Genomic DNA, 18267 nt, shown 5'->3' with positions numbered 1-18267 from the left:
ACTCCTCAAGAGAATGCTGGGAGGCCGGCAAGCAGGTGGCGCTGGTCATGTTCGGCGACGAAGCCCAGACCTTCGGCCGCGTGGGACAGGTCATAAAGCGGCGCGAAGGGTTGCCGGACGTAGAGGTCCCGATCGCGAATTTCGACGGCTCCGCCATGCAGCCGGCGCAGCCGGTCTAGGGTCGGCTCGGGCGACAGCGTCACCTGCGCCGACAGGTAGAAGCGCTCGAACGCGCCCGGCTCCATCTGAAGTTCGAAGGCGAGCCGGAAGGCACGGGCGAGATCGCGCGGGTCGATGTGGTGATGCAACGGGCCGCCGCCGGCCGATGACGGGCCTCCCACCATCGGGCCGCGGTAGCGATCCGGATCCCTGGCCCGCGCCACGATCTCGCCCGCCATTTCGGGATAGGCGACGAAAACGGTGCGCAGCGCCACCGCCGAGAGGCCGCGTAGCGCGTAGGCGCGAACGAGGTCTTCTCCGGCCACCTTGCTGATGGCATAGGGATCGGTTGCGAGGAGCGGATGATCGAGATCGAGCGGCGCATAATGCGGCGCCAGCATCCGGCCCTCGCGCACCGTATAGCCTGCCACGGAATCGCTTGAGCAGAAAACCACGCGCCCGACGCCTGCCGCTTCCGCCGCGTCGAGCACGGTATATGTGCCGAGCAGGTTGACGCGCATGATGGTCTGGCCGTCACCCGACCAGATATTCGGTATAGCCGCCAGGTGCAGGACGCCATCGGCTCCGGCCATGGCGCGCTGCACCAGTTCGGGCGATGTCACATCGCCCACGTGCCAGTCGATATGGGCATCGCCGGCGCGCCGATCGAGACCCCGCACATGATGGCCATGCGCCATCAGTTCGCGCACGACGAACCGCCCCAGCAATCCGGCGGCCCCGGTGACGAGAATGGTGCTCATGGGACAACTCCGGCCGTGCACGGCACGAAGCCGAGGGGCTCCAGCGCGCGATGGCTGCTCAGGATGGCGGCATCGGGATCCTGGCCGATGATCTCCAGGGTGGTGGCGCCCTCGAAGCCGACCGCGTCGAGCGCCTTGGCGACCTCGGCAAACGGCACGGTCCCCGTGCCGATCGGGTCATGACGCCATTTGTCCTGCCCGGTATCGGACAAATGCACGATCCGCAGCAGATCGGCGAGTTGCCGGATGCCGGCGGCTGGGTCTTCCCCGATGAAATGCGCGTTGGCCGCGTCGTAGCACACCCCGATCGCCGGCGAGGTGTATCCGCGCACAAACCGCTCCAACGCAGCCGCATCCGGAAAGGCGGCAAACGGCACGTTCTCAATCGCGAGGCCGACGCCACGGTCCTCGGCATGGGGCAACAGCTTGCCTATGCCATCGCCGACCCAGCCGGTGCGGTCGGCGACGCTCGGCGGAAACAGCGGGCTCATCCGCCCCGGCACCACCACCACCGTCCCGGCACCGATATCGGCGGCAAGATCGATGGTGTCCTCGAACATTTTCACCGACGCGGCCCGCACGCGCGCGAACGGGCTGGCGAGGTTGTGGTCGAGGCTCGGCAGGTTGATCGCGGTCTTGTAGGCGCCTGCATCCTGCAGAATCGCACGCAGCTCGCGCCGCGCGGCTGGTCCGAAATCGTCGAACGACAGATGCGGGGGCTGCAGCAGGAACTCGATCTGGCGATAGCCGAGCCGTCCCAGACGGCGCACGCACGCGGCCGCCGGGGTAGACCAGATATAGCCGTAGGTGTTGATGCCGATGTCGCGCGCCATCAGACCGCCCGCAATTCGGTTGGAGCCAGATCGGCGACCTTGGTGATGCCCAGCAGCCGCTCCTGCAGCGCGATATCGCCCGCCAGCGTTTCGGCATCGCCGCTGAACGCCACCTTGCCGCTGACCAGCACGTAGGCCCGATCAGCCATCGCCAGAACGCTCTCGGCGTGATGTTCGACGATCACGAGGCTGGCCTTCCGGGTGAGCTTGGCGACAGCCTCACGGACCTCCTGCACGACGGCGGGCGCGAGGCCTTCGAACGGCTCATCGAGCAGGATCAGACGGCTCGGCACCATGAGTGCGCGCGAAATCGCGACCATCTGGCGTTCGCCCCCGGAGAGGTTTTCGGCCCGTTGCCGCATCAGCCCCCGCAATTTCGGGAACAGATCGCAGATTTCCTCCTGTGAAGCGCCGCCGCGCCGCGCCGCCAGCTTGAGATTCTCCTCGACCGTCAGGTTGGGGAACAAGCGACGGCCTTCGGGCACCAGCGATATGCCCAGGCGATTGATTTCGTCGGGGCGCAGCCCGCTGATCTCCTTGCCGTCGAAGGTGATCCGCCCCGCGGCCAGCGGCAGCACGCCGGTGATCGCCCGCAGCGACGTGGTCTTGCCGACGCCGTTGCGACCCAGCAGGGCGACGACTTCTCCCGGCTGGACCACGAGATCCAGACCATCGAGGACGGTGCCTCCGCCATAGCCGGCGAAAATGCCTTCGACCTTGAGCAGCGGAGCCGCGGACGCAGGGGACGTGGGGACCGGACGATCCGCGGCGGCCCGCGGTGGCGGCAGTGCCTTGCCATGGGCACTGCCCAGGTAGGCTGCGATCACCTCCGGATGCCCGGCCACCTCGGACGGCTTGCCATCGGCGATCAATCGGCCCTGATGCAGCACGGTGATGCGGTCCGACATGGACAGGACGCGGTCGATGTCGTGCTCGATGAGCAGCACCGCGTAGGACTTCGCGAGGCGCTGGATCAGGCGGCTGACGACCTTGCGATCGGACTCGGCAAGGCCGGCCAGCGGTTCGTCGAGCAACAGAAGCTTGGCTTCCGTCGCGAGCGACACAGCGATTTCCAGCAGGCGCTTTTCGCCGTGCGCGAGCGATGCGCACGTCTCTCCCGCCCGGTCCGCGAGGCCCACGGCATCGAGCAGCGACCACACTTTCGCGTTTGCGGCTTCGTTGTCATAGGCGTCATTCCAGTAGCCGCCCCACTGGCGCTGCGCGGCCTGCACCGCGATACGCACGTTCTCAAAGGTCGTGAGGTTGGGAAATACGCTCAGGATCTGGAACGAACGCGACATGCCGAGCCGCGCCCGCTTGTGCGGCGCCAGATGCTGGATCGGCTCGCCTTCGAACAGGATGGCGCCGGCATCGATCTTGTGAACGCCGGTGAGGAGATTGAACAAGGTCGTCTTGCCAGCGCCGTTGGGACCGATCAGGCTGTGCAGGCCGATCCGGCTCACCTCCAGCGAGACTGACTCTTGGGTGACGATCGAGCCGAAGCGCTTCGACACGTTCTGGATCAGGAGAATTGGCGCCGAAGAGTCCGAAACGACCGCCTGGGCCGATGTGAGCGGCGCAATCTTCGACGGACGGGGCGGGATCACCGACCGCGTCAGCGTCCAGCGGCTGCGCCCGATCAGGCGCTGGAAGATGCCTTGCACGCCTTCATGGGACAGCAGGGCAAAGGCGATGATGATGGGGGCGAAGAGCAGCCACCAGTTTTCAGTGAACGCGCTGAGGCGGTCTTCAAGCGTGATGAAGATGATGGCGCCCCACAGCGGGCCCAGGAAGTGGTGCACGCCGCCCAGCGCCGCCATCAGCACCGGGTCGCCGGCATGCTGCCAGCTCAGATTGTTGGCATAGACGCCTTGCAGCAGCAGCGACATGAGGCCACCCGCCACGCCGATGACGCCGCCCGCGACGATGAGCGCGATCAGCTTCGTGCGGTAGGTGTCGAAGCCGAGGCTCGATACGCGCTGTTCATTGTCTCGGATCGCCTGCATCAACCGTCCGAACGGTGCGTGAGCCAGGCGCCACATGACCCAGCAACTTCCCAGAACCGTGACCAGCGCGAAGATGTGGAACGACACCGCCGAACCGAACAGCGGCCGCTCGACATTCTGCAGGCCGTTCTCGCCGCCAGTCACGCTGGTCCATTTGAACGCGATTTCGAAAGCGATCTGCGAGCAGGCGAGCGTCAGCAACGAGAAATAAAGGCCGCGCCGCCGCAGGATGATGGCACCGACAATCAGGGCCAGAAGCAGCGAGAACAGCGCGGCGATGATGATGCCGGTGATCTCGTTGCCGCCGAGCATGCCGCTGCCGATGGCAAGGGCGTAACTGGCGCAGCCAAAGAAGAAGGAGGCGCCGAACGGGACAAGTCCGACATAGCCGATCAGGAAGTTCACACCGCCGGCATAGAGCGTGTAGATGGCGATCTGGGTGATGCGATGGATCGGCATGCCCGTGGCGAGCGCGATGCCCGTCGCCGCGATCAGCACCACCGACATGATGAAGATGGGGTGGTCCCAGAGGCGGTACAGAATTGAGCGACCATTTGTCATTCGAATCGCTCCCAGCGCTCGCCGAACAGGCCGCGCGGCCGAAGCAGCATGATTGCAAACATCAGGACGTACATCGAAGCTGCGGCAGCCTCGGGCTTGAACTGGATCGTCAGTGACGTGACGATGCCGACGGCGAGGCCGGCCACGACCGCGCCACGAAACGATCCGAGACCGCCGATGGCCACGACGACGAAGGCCGGCATCACCGCATTCGCCGCCATCGACGGCGAGACCGTCCAGAGCGGGGCCGCAAGCACGCCGGCAATGGCCGCCAGCCCGCAGCCGAGGCCGAACACTGCCGTCAAAACGCGCGGCAGATTGATCCCCAGCAGTTCCACCATTTCGGGATCCCGGCTGCCGGCGCGCAGAACCCGGCCATAGGGCGTCCAGGCCAGAAAGGCCCAAAGGCCGAGCAGGGTCGCGATGGTGGCGCCGAGCACGGCGACACGATACTTGGTGATCAGCAGCGGCCCGGCCTCGACGATCCCGAGCAGGGCCGGCGGTGCGTTGAAGGGCTTGCCATCCGCCCCCCAGATATAGCGGATCAGCGCTTCGATCAGCAGAGCAAGCGCGAACGTCACGATCAGGCTCAGCAACGGCTCCTTGCCGTAGAGGCGACGGATGATCGTCACCTCCACGAGCATGCCCACCAATCCGACCAGGAGCGGCGCAAAGATCACCGCCGGCCAGCCGAACAGCTGGAACAATTGCCAGGCCGCGTAGGCACCCAGCGCAAAGAACGCGCCGTGAGCGAAATTGATCACGCCGAGCAGTCCGAACGTGATGGAAAGTCCCACGGCAATCAGGACGTAGATGAAGCCAAGGACAAGACCGTTGGCTGTCTGTGAGACGAGGGTGTCAAGCATGTTTCCATCCGTTCGGAAGCTGCGACGAAACAGGGCGCCGGGCGACCTGCCGGCTCAGAGAGGCGGCATGTTGCAGCCAACCTCTTCCTTGGTGCCGAACGCCGCCTCGGTACTGGCCGCCGAGTCGGACGTATTCTTCAGAACGTCGAAATAGTCCCACTTGTCGGTGATTTGCTTCTTGACGCCGACGATGACGGCGGGACGCACCATCTGGTGATCCCATTCGCGGAAGAAGAATGGGAAGGCCTCTTCGGTGTTCTTCCACTTCTCCAGCTGGGTCACGATCGCCTTCGGATCCGTGGACTTGGCGGCCTCGATCGATTCGAGCAGGGCACGCATGCCGATCCAGCCCGACCACGTCTTGTCGGATGGCGGCTCGTGATACTTCTTCTCGAAATCGGCGGTCATCTTCTTTTCCGCCGCCGTATTCTTCGGATTGTTGTAATACCACGGCTTCACATAGATTCCGGTCGACGCCTGGGCGCCCACGTCCCAGAAATCGGTGTCGGTCACGGCGATGGCGGCGTAGGGGATCTTGTCCTTCATCCCCATCTCGTTCCACTGCTTGAGGAAGTTCGAGAAATCGCCGCCCACGAGGCCGCCGACGACGACATCAGGCTTCGCCTGGCGGATCTTCAGGATGTAGGAGCTGTAGTCGGCCGTATTGATCGGAACTTCATCGACGCCAACTTCAGTTGCGCCCACTTTCTTGAGCAGCGCGCGCGAGGCGCGGAGAATGTCCTGCCCGAACGCATAGGACGCCGTGATGAAGTACACCTTCTTGCCGATCTGCGAGACGTAAGGCATCAGGCCTTCCATCTGGACCGGCACGGTCGCCTGGGTCCGGAATGTATAGCGGCTGCAGCTCTTTCCGGTGATCTCGCTGGCCGCAGCGCCGGTCAGGATCAGCGGGATCTTCTCGCGATTGGCGACACTCATCATCGCCAGCGCCGACGAGCTATAGTTGCCACCGACGACCGCAACCACTTTGCTCTCGTCGACCAGCCTCTGCATGTTCTGCTGAGAAACTTGCGGATTGGGCTCGTCGAGCCACACCAGCTCAATGGGACGACCGAGCACCTTGCCGCCGGCCTGCTCCACGGCGAGTTCGCTGCCGCGCTGCAGATACTGGCCGATGGCTGCGCCGGGACCCTGCTTCGAATAGATCAGGCCAATGCGGATGGGCTCTGCGGACTGCGCATAAGCAGCCCCAAGGCCCAAGGTCGACAGCGCCATGGCGCCGGCAATGGCACCAATTAAGGCCCTTCGCTGCGTGGGAAATGTCGTCATGTTGTTCTCCTCCCGTATTATTTGGTGTTTTGCTTCAGCTCGTGCGGTGGGGTTTGCCGAAGACTGGTTCTTTGAAGGGGATGGGGGGCAGTTCCCATGTGCCGGTCGACGGCGGCCGCACCTCCGCATCGACATGCACGTCGATCACACAGGGGCGACGATTCTTGATCGCCGCCTCGACGGCGCCACGCAGATCCTCGCTGCGAGTGACGGTCACGCCGTCGGCGCCGCAGGCGCGCGCCCAGGCCGCAAAATCGGGATTGTAACGATCGCCGCCGGGGCCCTGGTTGCCCTTGTAGAAGGCGGTGCCAAGTTCGCGGCCTTCGAACAGGCCGTACTGCAGGTCGCGGATGGCGCCCCAGGCGAAGTTGTTCCACACGATCCAGATGCAGGGCAGATCATATTCGACCGCCGTGGCGACCACATAGGGCGCCATCATGAAGCCGCCGTCGCCGACCACCGCCACGCAGGGACGATCGGGCGCCGCCAGCTGCGCGCCAAGGATGCCGCAAACGCCGAAGCCCATGGACGAATAGCCCCAGCTGTTCAGCATGCTCTGCGAGCGCGTGGGCTTCCAGAACTGCATGAACCAATTGTGGTGCACACCGGAATCGAGCGAGAGGATGACATCGTCGGGCAGGACGTCGAGCAGCGCGCCGACGACATACTCCGGCCGGATCGGCGTCGTCACCGAACTGAAATTGGGGCGCACGAACGCCTCCCACTCGGCAACCCACTTCGCCACGTCCTCGCGCCATGGCGCAAAGGCTTCGCGGGTGATCTCGGGATGCTCCGGCAGCGCGGCAATCATCTGGGCGGCGAACGCCTTGGCGTCGGCGATGATGCCGAGGGTCGGCGGATAGTTGCGGCCGAGCTCCGCCGGATCGATATCGACCTGAAGCAGCTTCGTGTGCGGGAAGTTCCAGGAATAGCCGGGATGCCAGCTCGAGGACGAGCGATCGTCAAAGCGCGTGCCAATGCAGATCACCAGATCCGCGAAACGGCCAGCCTGGTTGGCCGGATAGGCCCCATTTCGACCGATGAAGCCGAGCGTCAGCGGGTCATCGGCGGGAACACAACCCATGCCATTCGGCGACGTGATGACCGGGATGCCCAGCTTGTGCTGCAATTCCGCGATCTCGGGACCCGCTTCCGCGAGCGTCGTACCGTGACCAATGAAGAAGACGGGACGCTTCGCGCTCGACAGGAGATCCAGAGCCGCCGCCACATCGTCCGCGCTGGCGCTGGGACGATGCCCCCCATGCACATGGGACAGGGGCGGGAGCTCGACGTCGTCTTCCTCCTGGAAAACGTTATAGGGGATGTCGAGGTTGACCGGTCCGGGACGGCCCGTGACCATGGTATCGAAGCCCTGACGCAGTGCCAGGGGCAGCATGTCGACGCGGCTGGGCTGGAACGAGCGCTTCACCACCGGGCGAAGAACCTGGGCGAAGTCGGCCTGGTTATGCGCGTACAGCTCCTGGAACGGCCCGCGATTGGCCTGGGAGGTCGGCACGTTGGCGGTGATGGCCATGAAGGTGGAGGAATCCGCCAGCGCCGTCGCGAGCGACATCACCATGTTGGCCGACCCCGGCCCGGTCGATGTCAGCGTGGCGACGGGTTGATGCTTCACGCGGAAATATGCGTCCGCCATATGCCCGGCGCACTGCTCATGACGCGGGGACACCAGCTTGACCTTGTCGCGGACTGCGTGCAGCGCGTCCAGGATGCCGACGTTACCGTGTCCGCAGATCCCAAAGACGAAGGGCACGTTCTGCTTGACAAGATACTCGGCGATGACTTCGCCACCCTTCATTTTTGCCATAATTTTTTCCTATGGTTCTTGGTCGCCAAGCATCTCAGGCCAAGATGGTGATCATGCGTTCTTCGCTCATCTCGCGGATCGCGTAGTGCGGGCCTTCCCGCCCGAAGCCGCTATCCTTGGAGCCGCCATAGGGCATGACGTCGACACGAGAACTCGGCGTCTCGTTGATGTGGACGCCGCCTACCTGCAGCTTGAGGGCGGCCTGCATCGCAACATCGATACGCTTGGTGAAGATGCCGGCGGCCAGGCCGAACGGCGTCGAATTGATGCGCGCGATCGCCTCGTCCATCGAATCGAACGGCGCGACGCAAAGCACGGGTCCGAACACTTCCTGGCAGCCGAGTGGCGTGCTCGATTGGACGTCGGTGAGCAGGGCCGGCGGAACGACGGCGCCCTCGCGTTCGCCGCCCGCCAGGAGACGCGCACCGTGATCGACCGCGTGTCGGATCCAAGCTTCGATGCGCCGCGCCGATGCTTCGCTGATCACTGGCCCGACCACCGTCCTGTCATCGGCCGGATCGCCGTATGGCAGCGCCTTCACCATCGGCACCAGGCGATCGATCACGTGCGCCATCAGAGGCCGCTGCACCAGCAGGAGCTGGATCGAGGTGCAGACCTGCCCGGCCTTGCGATAGCTGGCGTTGATCACCTTCGGCAGCGCGACGTCGAGATCGGCGTCCTCGCAGAGAATGCAATGGGCGATCGAACCGAGTTCCATCTGCGTGCGCCGCAAGCCGGCGGCCGCCTGGATCGACCGCCCCACCTCGGTGCTGCCAGTAAAGGCGTAGAAGCGCACCAGCGGCTCCTGGAGCAGCCATTGCGCGACTTCGGCATCCCCATGGAGGACCGACATCAAGCCCGAGGGAAGTCCCGCTTCGAGGAGACACTCGGCCATGATGCAGGACGACATGGGCGTATGCAGCGATGGCTTCAGGACCATCGCATTGCCGGCGGCCAGCGCGGGGCCGACCTTGTGGGCGACCGTGTTCAACGGCGCGTTGAACGGCGTGATGGCGCAGATGACCCCGAGCGGCACGCGCAGGGTGAAGCCGAGCCGTCCGGCCTGGCCGGCCGCGCCTTCGATGGGAACCGTTTGGCCGCGAAAGTTGCGGGCTTCCTCGGCGGAGAGCCCGAATGTGACCACCGTGCGCCGGACCTCGCCCAGGGCGTCGCGGCGCGGGAAGCCCGCCTCCTTGCCCAGTGCGTCGGCAAGCTCTTCCGCCCGCTGCTCGATCAACGCGGCGGCACGATCGAGGATGGCACCGCGCGCATAGGGAGTCAGAGTGCTGGCCTGAAAGGCGGCATCGGCTGCGGCAACGCAATCTGACACCTGCTGGCGTGACGGCAGTTGAGCATACATGCACGGCTCAAGGCGGAACTTGTCCATCACGGCCGCAGCGGACGCTCCTTTCGTCCACTGGCCGCCGATCAACAGCCGGCAGGCAGGCAAAGCGGCCGTAATTTGCGGCGCCGCGGCATCTGCCATTGCTTCAACTCCCCGTTTTCTCGTTCCTTTGCGGCTTAGAGCCGATTGGGCATAAGCGAAAATACCGATTTACATTGGGTGCTATAAGCAGCACCTATATCCCTTGGCCAAACTCCTCATATGCCCGGTGCCCCATGGATCTGCGCCAGCTGCGGTACTTTGCCCAGATCGTCGAAAGCGGCAGCCTGTCAAAGGCATCGCGTTGCCTGTTCGTGGCTCAGCCAGCGCTAAGCCAGCAGCTTGCCAAGCTGGAGGATGAAGTCGGCAAGCCGCTGCTGATTCGCTCCGCGCGCGGCGTCACCCCAACCGAAAACGGGCTCGCGCTCTATCACCACGCGCGCTTCATGTTGCGCCAGCTTGACCAGGCCCTGTCGATTGCGCGCCAGGACACAGGTGCCGTCCGCGGCATGGTCTCGCTCGGACTTCCATCGACAACACTGGTTGCTCTGGGCCTGCCGCTGATGCGGTGCATCCATGAAAAGTACCCGGGCGTCCTGCTCAATGTGGTTGAGGGCATGAGCGGGCATATCGCGCAGATGATGCGGCTCGGACAGCTTGATCTTGCGATTCTTTTCACAAGCGACGTTTCGTCCAAGCTCGATGCGATTCCGTTGCTGGATGAGGAGTTATTTCTTCTTTTGCCGCGGCACAGCAGCCATGTGCCGGAAGACCAGGTCAGTATCTCGGTCAATGATGTCGCCAAATTGCCGCTCATTCTGCCGACCGGCACACACGGACTGCGGCGCCGCATCGTTGCGGAATTCGATCGCCGCGATCTCACCCCGCATGTCGTCGCTGAGATCGACTCGCTCACACTCCTGATGAAATGCGTCTATGACGGCATGGGCGTCACCATTAAGCCGATGTCTGCGCTGCATCATGAAGGCGAGCATGGCCGAAACTGGCGCGCTATACGCATCGCCGATGCGACACTCAATCGCCGAAACTATCTCTACTCGATATCTAGGGACCTATTGTCTCCAGCGGCGTCGGCCGTCGCACTTGAACTGCACGATACAGTGAATATTCTCGTGACGACTGGAAAATGGCAGGGTGTCTCACTTGTGGAGCCCCTCGACGATACCAACGTCACCTCGCAAGCCGCAGCCGAGTAAGCCCCGCGATGAAAATGCCGCGGTTATTCACTTAGAGCGAAGCCGATCATCATGAATCAGCAGAGATTTCCAGATCACGCCGGAACTGATTCAAGCTGCCTGCCGGAGGAGGAGGCCGGCAGGGATGGTGAAGGCTCTGTCGTTTGATCTTCGGGTCCGTGTTCTTGCCGCGGTGGCGGGCGGGATGAGCCACCGCCAGGCGGCGGAGTGTCAATCGGCACGGAAACCTGACCCCATATCGGCGCCGAATATTGACCCCTGTCTGGGGCATTGACCCCAACGCTGTGGAAGCATGGTCGCCCAGCCGAGCGTCTCATAGACCGTCGAATTTTGGAGAAGGCGAGATTCAGATCCAGGCGGGAGCCGCGCCCCGGTCTTGCCAAGGCGGTCGATGGGCTTCCAGCGACAGGATGGAAAAGCGCGACTTCCGCGCAAATACCAAAGCAACTTCTAATTGCGATGGCGCACCAGACACGATTGCAACGTGCGGCCTCCGCCTTCGGAGGGACTACTAGTAGCTCCGTCGAATTTACGATGGAGCGCGAAGAAATGCGATATCATACTGTTACTGAAAAATATTGTGTAGCGCACCCTAGCCGAGACTATCCTTCTCTCCGCCACCACTTTCTTCCTGCTGCTTACTGGCGCTCACGCGAGACGAAGCGATCAGGGCGGAGAAACCCCATGGCTAAGCTCACCAAAAGGACCGTCGATGCCGCGGAAGCCGGCGCCAAGGATTACGTGATCTGGGACGATGAGCTCCCTGGCTTTGGCCTCCGGGTTTTCACGTCCGGAAAGCGAAGCTACGTCCTGCAGTATCGGTCGGCTGGCCGATCGCGCCGGTTCACGATCGGGCTGCACGGAGTGTGGACGCCGGAACGCGCGCGCCAGGAAGCCAAGGCGCAATTGGGCCGGATCGCGCAAGGCGACGACCCGGCCGAAGAGCGGCTGCTGGATCGCAAAGCGCTTACGGTCAAAGAACTCTGCGATCTCTATCTGACTGACCTGCAAGGAGGGCTGATCCTCGGAAAGGGTGGGCGCCCCAAGAAGCACAGCACGATCGCCTCTGATCTTGGCCGCATCCACCGTCATATCGTTCCCCTCCTCGGCTCGCGTCGCGTCAGGGACCTTACGAAAGCAGACATCACGAAGGCCATGAAGGACATCATGGCGGGGAAGACGCGCCTCACCGTCAAAACGAAGGACCTGCGCGGCAAGTCCATCGTGAAAGGCGGTGCCGGCACTGCCACGCGTACAATCGGCCTGCTTGGCGGAATCCTCACTTATGCGGTCGAAGCCGGGATCATCGAGACGAATCCGGCGCACGGTGTGCGGCGGCCGAAGGACAATGTCCGAGCCCGGCGGCTGAGCGAAGCCGAATATCGCGTCCTCGGCGACCTGCTCAAGACGGCTTCCAAGAACGAGAACTACCGGATGTCGGTCGAGATCATCCGCCAGATCGCCCAAACCGGGTGCCGTCGCATGGAGATGGTCACGCTGCGATGGACAGAAGTCGATACGAATTCGAGCTGTCTCCGTCTGACCGACAGCAAGGAGGGAAGCTCCGTTCGGCCCATCGGGCTGCCCGTGGTGGAATATCTGGAGAAGCGTCGGAAAGAGGCGATCGGAGATTACGTCTTCCCCGGCCGGAGCGGCGAGAGCGCATTCGGCAGCTTCCCCAATCACTGGAGGAAGATCTTCGCCAACTCGCCCTTAGCCGATGTCACCCCTCACATCCTCCGCCACAGCTTCGCCAGCGTTGCGAACGATCTCGGTTTCACCGAGGTCACCATCGCCGCCCTGGTCGGCCATGCGAAGGGATCGGTCACCAGCAACTACATCCATACGCTCGACACAGCTCTGATCATGGCCGCAGACACCATCTCCGGCTACATCCAGGGACTTCTCGACGGAATTGAGTTCAAACAGACCGCCTATGCGCTCGATCGCGGCTCCCGGAAAGCAGCGTTGGCCCGGTTTCTCCGCAGGGTGGCCGGCGATGAGGAGGCGGAACATGCTGAATGCGAGCATGTCGCCGCATGAGGCCGGATAGCTTCCCTATGCCCTGGACTGGACAATCGATAGGGCGCCCGTGAGCATGGCGGCGTGACTGACCAAATCGCCCGAATGCGCATCATGATGGAGAATGAGAAGCCCGCCATCTCTCGCCGCCCGGACATCTCCACTTTAGGCGGCAAGCGGCTACGATTGATCGTCATCTCGGATGGCGCCCTGAATTCCGCACGTTCCTCGGCGTGATCATGCACCGAGCAAAGCGGGATGGACAGACGGGAGCTGTCGAGGGAAATCATCGCATTGCCCTCGACAGCAGTCTCGCCGCCACCAGGACTATTGACGGTGCTGATGCTGGCGTCATGACGTCGGGCCGGCTTACCGTCGACGCCGCGAGACCTATGCCGGTTCACATTCCACGGCAGAGGATCTCGTCTGCAGGGATTAACCTACGCCGTCGCCGCCGTCAGGGCTTCGCTCAGCACTGTCCGCACGCCGATATGGTTGGCGAGGATGAGGATGAGGCGGCAATTCATGTCCTGCGCCTCCTCCTCCGTGAGGTGGCGCTGGCGCTCAATCAGCTCCTCATAGAAGCCGTCCGGGTCGGGAATGTTGGGGGTGAGGACGAGGCGGGGCCCGCCGTGGCCGGCGCGGGTGGTGTGATCCAGCATGGGTGCTCCTCAGGCGGCAATGGCGCGGCGCAGGGCCGCCGTGATCTTCTCGGGGTCGAAGGTGCGCCAGCGCGCCGCGACATGCTGGTCCGGCCGGATCAGATAGGTGGTGCCGGGAGCCGCATCGTAGCGGTCGGCGAGCAGCCCCTTCACATCCAGAAGGTCATGGCCGACCCGGAGCACGCCCGCGCGAATGGCCCCGGCCTCGATCGCGGACACCGGCGCCTCGCCGAAGGTGAGCACCGTGAAGCCCTGGCCCAGCAGCGGCAGCAGCCAGCCAGCGCGCCCGTCCACCTCCACCGGCGCATCGGCGCAGGCGGTTCCCGGCAGCATGAGGCCGGCGAAGGCGTCCGCGTCCGGCGTGTTCAGCACGGAATGGAGATAGGGCGTCGGCATAGAGAGCCGGCCGGAATTCATCAGCGGCCGGGCGAAGGGGTGCGCGCCCGCAAGCTCCAGCACGGCATTGCGAAAGCGCCGGCTCATGGCGGTCTTGGGGGTGATGAAGTCGGTGGAGCGGGTGGAATGGGCGATATTGTCGTCCGCCGCCAGCGCCCGCTCGTCGTGATAGGTGTCGAGGAGGCGCTCGGGGGCGAGGCCGTCCAGCACCAGCTTCAGCTTCCAGCCGAGATTATCCACGTCCTGAACGCCCGAATTGGCGCCCCGCGCGCCGAAGGGCGAGACCTGGTGGGCGGCATCGCCGGCGAAGATCACGCGGCCATAGCGGAACTTGTCGATGCGCCGGCAGGCGAACTGGTAGACCGAAGCCCACTCCAGCTCGAAGTCCGCCTGCGGCCCCAGCATGGCCTTCACGCGGCGAATGATGTTCTCCGGCTTCTTCTCCTCCACCGGATCGGCCTCCCAGCCGAGCTGGAAGTCGATGCGCCATACATCGTCCGCCTGCCGGTGCAGCAGGACCGACTGGTTGCGATGGAAGGGCGGATCGAACCAGAACCAGCGCTCGGTGGGGAATTCCGCCTTCATAACCACATCGGCGATGAGGAAGCGGTCCATGAAGGCCTGCCCGGTGAATTCGGCGCCCACCATGCGGCGGGTGTCGGAATTGGCGCCGTCGCAGGCCACCACCCATTCGGCTTCCAGGGTGAACACGCCGTCCGGCGTCTCCACCGTCAGCGTGACCACATCGGCGTCCTGGTGGAGGGAGATGAGCTTGTGCTTCCAGCGCAGGTCCACAAGGGGCGAGGCCGCGCAGGTCTCCACCAGATATTCCTCGAGGTAATATTGCTGGAGATTGATCATGGCCGGCATCTTGTGGTCCGGCTCGGGGAGAAGATCGAACTGGTAGCGCAGGTCTTCCTCGAAGAAGACCTTGCCGATCCGCCAGGAGATGCCCTTCTCGACCATGGCCGCGGCGCAGCCGAGCCGGTCCCAGATCTCCAGCGGGCGCTTGGCGTAGCACACGGCCCGCGAGCCGATGGAGACGGTGTCGTTGTCGTCCAGCACCACGGTGGGAATGCCGCGGCTGGCGAAATCGAGGGCGGCTGTGAGGCCCACCGGGCCGGCACCAATCACCACCACCGGATGGCGCGCGAGCCGGCCGGCTTGCTGCTCGGCCGAGATGCGGTAGGCGAACTTCGGATAGCTATAGGTGCTCATCATCGGAGCCGGTCTCCCGAACGTTTCCTCAAAATGGATCCGGGCCTTTGCGGCCTCTCGTCGTCCTGCGCTGCCCCGTGAGGCGCGGCGGGGCGCGCGTCAGTGCGCGCCGAATTCCTTCTCGTGCAGCCAGGCGGCGTGGCGCGGCGGCGTCTTGGTCTCGGCCCATTCCGCGATCATCGCGGGCGCCACCGCCTTCAGCCGCGCCAGCACCTCGGGCGTGGTGGTCCAGGCGGCAAGCTCCAGGCGGTGGCCGGAGGGATCAAAGAAATAGATGGACTTGAAGATGTCGTGGTCGGTGGGGCCGACGACTTCGATGCCGGCGGCCTCAGCCTTCGCCTTCACCTGCTCCAGCGCATCGATGCTCCCCACCTGGAAGGCGATGTGCTGCACCCATTCGGGGGTGTTGGGGTCGCGCCCCTGGGGCGGGGAGTTCGGCAATTCGAAGAAGGCGAGGATGCTGCCGGCACCCGCATCGAGAAAGATGTGCATGTAGGGATCGGGCGCCTTGGTGGAAGGCACCTTGTCCTCGGCGATGGCGCCGACCAGCTCCATGTCCAGGATGTCCCGGTAGAAATCGACGGTCTCCTTCGCATCCCGGCAGCGATAGGCGACGTGATGGATCTTCTCGACGAGCATGTCGTCCTCCCGTTCGTTGTTGGGCTGTAAGGGGCCGGCACAATAAGTAACAAACGTTACTATATGGCGCAAGCGAAATTCGTTGCAGATGAGACGATTCCATCCGAGCGAACCCATCATCTCGCCGAACGGCTCCCGCTGGCCGAAGCGCACTGCGGTGGTGTATAAGTCACCAACGTTATCAACGAGGCGGGAGGCACGCGGAATGGCGAAACACGAAGGCGTGCCGTTCGCGCTCGGCGCCTTCTTCCCCTATCGCCTCGCGGTGCTGGCGGAACGGGTGTCCATGGCGGTGGCGCAGCTCTATGCGGATCGCTTCGGCATCAGCCGCGCCGAATGGCGGGTGCTGGCCGCCCTCGGCGCCAACGGCGCCATGGCCGCGAAGGACATCAGCGCCTATTCCACCCTCGACAAGATGCAGGTGAGCCGCGCCGTCGCCCGGCTGGAGGAGGCCGACCTCATCACCCGCGCCGCCGACGATGCCGACCGGCGCGCCAAGATCCTCACCCTCACGCCCGCGGGCCGGACCCTGTTCCGCAAGATCGTGCCCCTCGCGCAGGCGCGGGAACAGGATCTGCTGCAAGACCTCGATGCGGAGGAGCGGGAGGTGCTGGAGCGGGCCATGGACAAGGTGCTCGCCCGCGCCCAGTCGCTCGTCGAGCGGGGGTGAGGCTCAAGCGCCGCAGGGGCGGACCGTCGCTCGGCCCGTCAGTCCGCGCACTGCACCAGGTCGAAGCTCTTTTCCAGCTTGTCCATGAGGTGGTCGAGCTGGGCCTGTTCCTCCGCCGTGAGGCAGGAGAGGATGGCCTCCTCGCGCTTCAGCAGCAGCGGCACAAGTTCGCCATAGATGGCGCGGCCCTGCGGGGTCAGCTCCAGCATCACCTCGCGGCGGTCCTCGGCGCTGTCGAGGCGCGCCACATAGCCCATTTCCGCCAGCGCGCTCACCGCCCGGCTGATGCGCGATTTGTGGGTGCGTGTGCAGCGGACCACGTATTGCGCGCTGCGCGGCGCATCGTGCAGGCCGAGGGTGGCCAGAACCCGCCACTCGGGAATGTCGATCTTGTAGCGCGCCATGTATTCGGCCGCGAGCGCGGTGGAGAATTCCGCCGCCAGCCGATTGAGGCGAAACGGCACGAATTTCAGGAGGTTGAGCTTTTCAACCTTGCGCTTCGACATGGCCATGGACCCGTAACGTGAGACGCCGGCCCTGCGGGGCCCTTGACTGTTGCAGTTGCAACTGCATAACATCGTCTCAGTCGCAACCAATTGCGCTATATCAAACAGCCGGGGATGAGGGAAGCGCGCGGGAGGATTTCGGCGGGTCCGATATCGGGCCCGCTCGTCCGTCCGGCGCCCTCTCAAGGGAGGACCGCCGCGTGACCACCGCCGCCGCCACAAAGACCTTCGCCAGCCAGGGCGACCTCGCCGAGAAGAAGGAAATCTTCACCGAGTTGGCGGACGGCGTGTTCGCCCTCACCGCCGAGGGCGATCCCAATTCCGGCGTCATCATCGGCGACGACAGCGTGCTCATCATCGATGCGCGCGCGACGCCGGTGATGGCGAAGGAGCTGGTGGCCCGCATCCGCGCCGTCACCGACAAGCCCATCCGCCACGTGCTGCTCACCCATTACCACGCTGTGCGGGTGCTGGGCGCCGCCGGCTTCGAGGAGCGCATCAACGTCATCGCCTCCGACGTCACCCGCGACATGATCGTGGAGCGCGGCGCGCAGGATATGGCGTCCGAGATCCAGCGCTTTCCCCGCCTGTTCCGGGCACAGGACACCATTCCCGGCCTGACCTGGCCGACCATGACCTTCCACCAGGAAATGACCCTGTGGCTGGGCTCGCGGGAGGTGCGCATCATCCATGCCGGCCGCGGCCACACCCGTGGCGACACCATCGCCTGGCTGCCGAAGGAGAAGGTTCTGTTCGCCGGCGACCTCGTGGAATACGGCGCCACCCCCTATTGCGGCGACGCCCATTTCCGGGACTGGCCGCAGACGCTCGACCGGCTGGAGACCCTCGGCGCGCAGAAGCTGGTGCCGGGACGCGGCGAGGCGCTGGTGACGCCGGATCAGATCAAGGCCGGGCTGGACGAGACCCGGGCCTTCCTGCGCGATGCCTTCGCCATCGCCGAGGCGGGCGTGAAGGCCGGGCATGACCTGAAGACCGTCTATGCCGAAGCCATGCGCCAGATGCGCCCCAGGTACGGCCACTGGGTGATCTTCGAGCACTGCATGCCGTTCGACATCGCGCGCGCCTATGACGAGGCGCAGGGCATCGACAACCCGCGCATCTGGACCGCCGAGCGCGACATGGAGATGTGGCAGGCCCTGGAGGACTGAGGCTCCGGCCCGGTCCGTCCGCCACGGCCGGCACACGTTCGCACGCATTGGAACCGGCGCAGCGTCGCAGGAACGACGGCGCA

Annotated in this window: 15 protein-coding genes; 4 read left to right on the top strand and 11 right to left on the bottom strand. The window is 64.5% G+C overall.

What is annotated here, in order from left to right:
• Positions 1–5: 5 nt before the first annotated feature.
• Genes J2126_RS18875 through J2126_RS18845 form a run of 7 tightly spaced genes read right to left on the bottom strand, consistent with a single transcriptional unit; the run spans position 6 to position 9787 of the window.
• Positions 6–920, bottom strand: coding sequence for an NAD-dependent epimerase/dehydratase family protein (locus tag J2126_RS18875; protein ID WP_209488376.1), 915 nt, complete (start codon positions 918–920; stop codon positions 6–8).
• Positions 917–1753: a sugar phosphate isomerase/epimerase family protein gene (locus tag J2126_RS18870; RefSeq protein ID WP_209488375.1), complete on the bottom strand. Its 837-nt coding sequence runs from the start codon at positions 1751–1753 to the stop codon at positions 917–919. The genes J2126_RS18875 and J2126_RS18870 overlap by 4 nt, the downstream gene beginning before the upstream one ends.
• Entirely contained in the window at positions 1753–4320 is a 2568-nt protein-coding gene (locus J2126_RS18865) for a branched-chain amino acid ABC transporter ATP-binding protein/permease (RefSeq protein ID WP_209488374.1), read from the bottom strand. The genes J2126_RS18870 and J2126_RS18865 overlap by 1 nt, the downstream gene beginning before the upstream one ends.
• Positions 4317–5186, bottom strand: a complete 870-nt coding sequence (locus J2126_RS18860; protein ID WP_209488373.1) for a branched-chain amino acid ABC transporter permease — start codon at positions 5184–5186, stop codon at positions 4317–4319. The genes J2126_RS18865 and J2126_RS18860 overlap by 4 nt, the downstream gene beginning before the upstream one ends.
• A 54-nt stretch (positions 5187–5240) precedes the next feature.
• Positions 5241–6476: an ABC transporter substrate-binding protein gene (locus J2126_RS18855; protein WP_209488372.1), complete on the bottom strand. Its 1236-nt coding sequence runs from the start codon at positions 6474–6476 to the stop codon at positions 5241–5243.
• Positions 6477–6510: 34 nt separating this feature from the next.
• Positions 6511–8301 (bottom strand): thiamine pyrophosphate-binding protein, encoded by a 1791-nt coding sequence (locus J2126_RS18850; protein ID WP_209488371.1) that lies wholly within the window; start codon positions 8299–8301, stop codon positions 6511–6513.
• 34 nt (positions 8302–8335) lie between these two features.
• Entirely contained in the window at positions 8336–9787 is a 1452-nt protein-coding gene (locus J2126_RS18845; RefSeq protein WP_209488370.1) for an aldehyde dehydrogenase family protein, read from the bottom strand.
• Between the two features lie 134 nt (positions 9788–9921).
• On the opposite strand from J2126_RS18845, the gene J2126_RS18840 reads away from it, so the two are divergent.
• The gene (locus J2126_RS18840; protein WP_209488369.1) at positions 9922–10902 is read left to right on the top strand and encodes a LysR substrate-binding domain-containing protein; all 981 of its coding nucleotides are present in this window, start codon (positions 9922–9924) and stop codon (positions 10900–10902) included.
• A 684-nt stretch (positions 10903–11586) separates the two neighbouring features.
• Entirely contained in the window at positions 11587–12945 is a 1359-nt protein-coding gene (locus J2126_RS18835; protein ID WP_209488368.1) for a tyrosine-type recombinase/integrase, read from the top strand.
• 419 nt (positions 12946–13364) lie between these two features.
• Here the strand turns inward: J2126_RS18835 and J2126_RS18830 are convergent, their stop codons facing one another.
• The 3 genes from J2126_RS18830 to J2126_RS18820 all read right to left on the bottom strand — a co-directional run bounded on the left by J2126_RS18830 (position 13365) and on the right by J2126_RS18820 (position 15839).
• The gene (locus tag J2126_RS18830; protein ID WP_209488367.1) at positions 13365–13586 is read right to left on the bottom strand and encodes a DUF2783 domain-containing protein; all 222 of its coding nucleotides are present in this window, start codon (positions 13584–13586) and stop codon (positions 13365–13367) included.
• Positions 13587–13595: 9 nt separating this feature from the next.
• Positions 13596–15200: an FAD-dependent oxidoreductase gene (locus J2126_RS18825; protein WP_209490340.1), complete on the bottom strand. Its 1605-nt coding sequence runs from the start codon at positions 15198–15200 to the stop codon at positions 13596–13598.
• Positions 15201–15299: 99 nt separating this feature from the next.
• Positions 15300–15839: a VOC family protein gene (locus J2126_RS18820; RefSeq protein WP_209488366.1), complete on the bottom strand. Its 540-nt coding sequence runs from the start codon at positions 15837–15839 to the stop codon at positions 15300–15302.
• 205 nt (positions 15840–16044) lie between these two features.
• On the opposite strand from J2126_RS18820, the gene J2126_RS18815 reads away from it, so the two are divergent.
• A complete protein-coding gene (locus tag J2126_RS18815) occupies positions 16045–16509 on the top strand; it encodes a MarR family winged helix-turn-helix transcriptional regulator (RefSeq protein WP_209488365.1) in 465 nt (154 codons plus the stop codon).
• Positions 16510–16547: 38 nt separating this feature from the next.
• Here the strand turns inward: J2126_RS18815 and J2126_RS18810 are convergent, their stop codons facing one another.
• On the bottom strand, positions 16548–17015 hold the full coding sequence (locus J2126_RS18810) for a MarR family winged helix-turn-helix transcriptional regulator (RefSeq protein ID WP_209488364.1): 468 nt from the start codon (positions 17013–17015) through the stop codon (positions 16548–16550).
• A 200-nt stretch (positions 17016–17215) separates the two neighbouring features.
• Between J2126_RS18810 and J2126_RS18805 the strand changes: the two genes are divergently transcribed.
• Positions 17216–18184 (top strand): MBL fold metallo-hydrolase, encoded by a 969-nt coding sequence (locus J2126_RS18805; protein WP_209488363.1) that lies wholly within the window; start codon positions 17216–17218, stop codon positions 18182–18184.
• Positions 18185–18267 lie beyond the last annotated feature (83 nt).

Origin of the sequence: Xanthobacter flavus, from assembly GCF_017875275.1 — a bacterium.
Classification (GTDB): Bacteria; Pseudomonadota; Alphaproteobacteria; order Rhizobiales; family Xanthobacteraceae; genus Xanthobacter; species Xanthobacter flavus_A.
The sequence above is the reverse complement of the archived record's forward strand: the minus strand, read 5'-3'. Positions and strand labels throughout refer to the sequence as shown.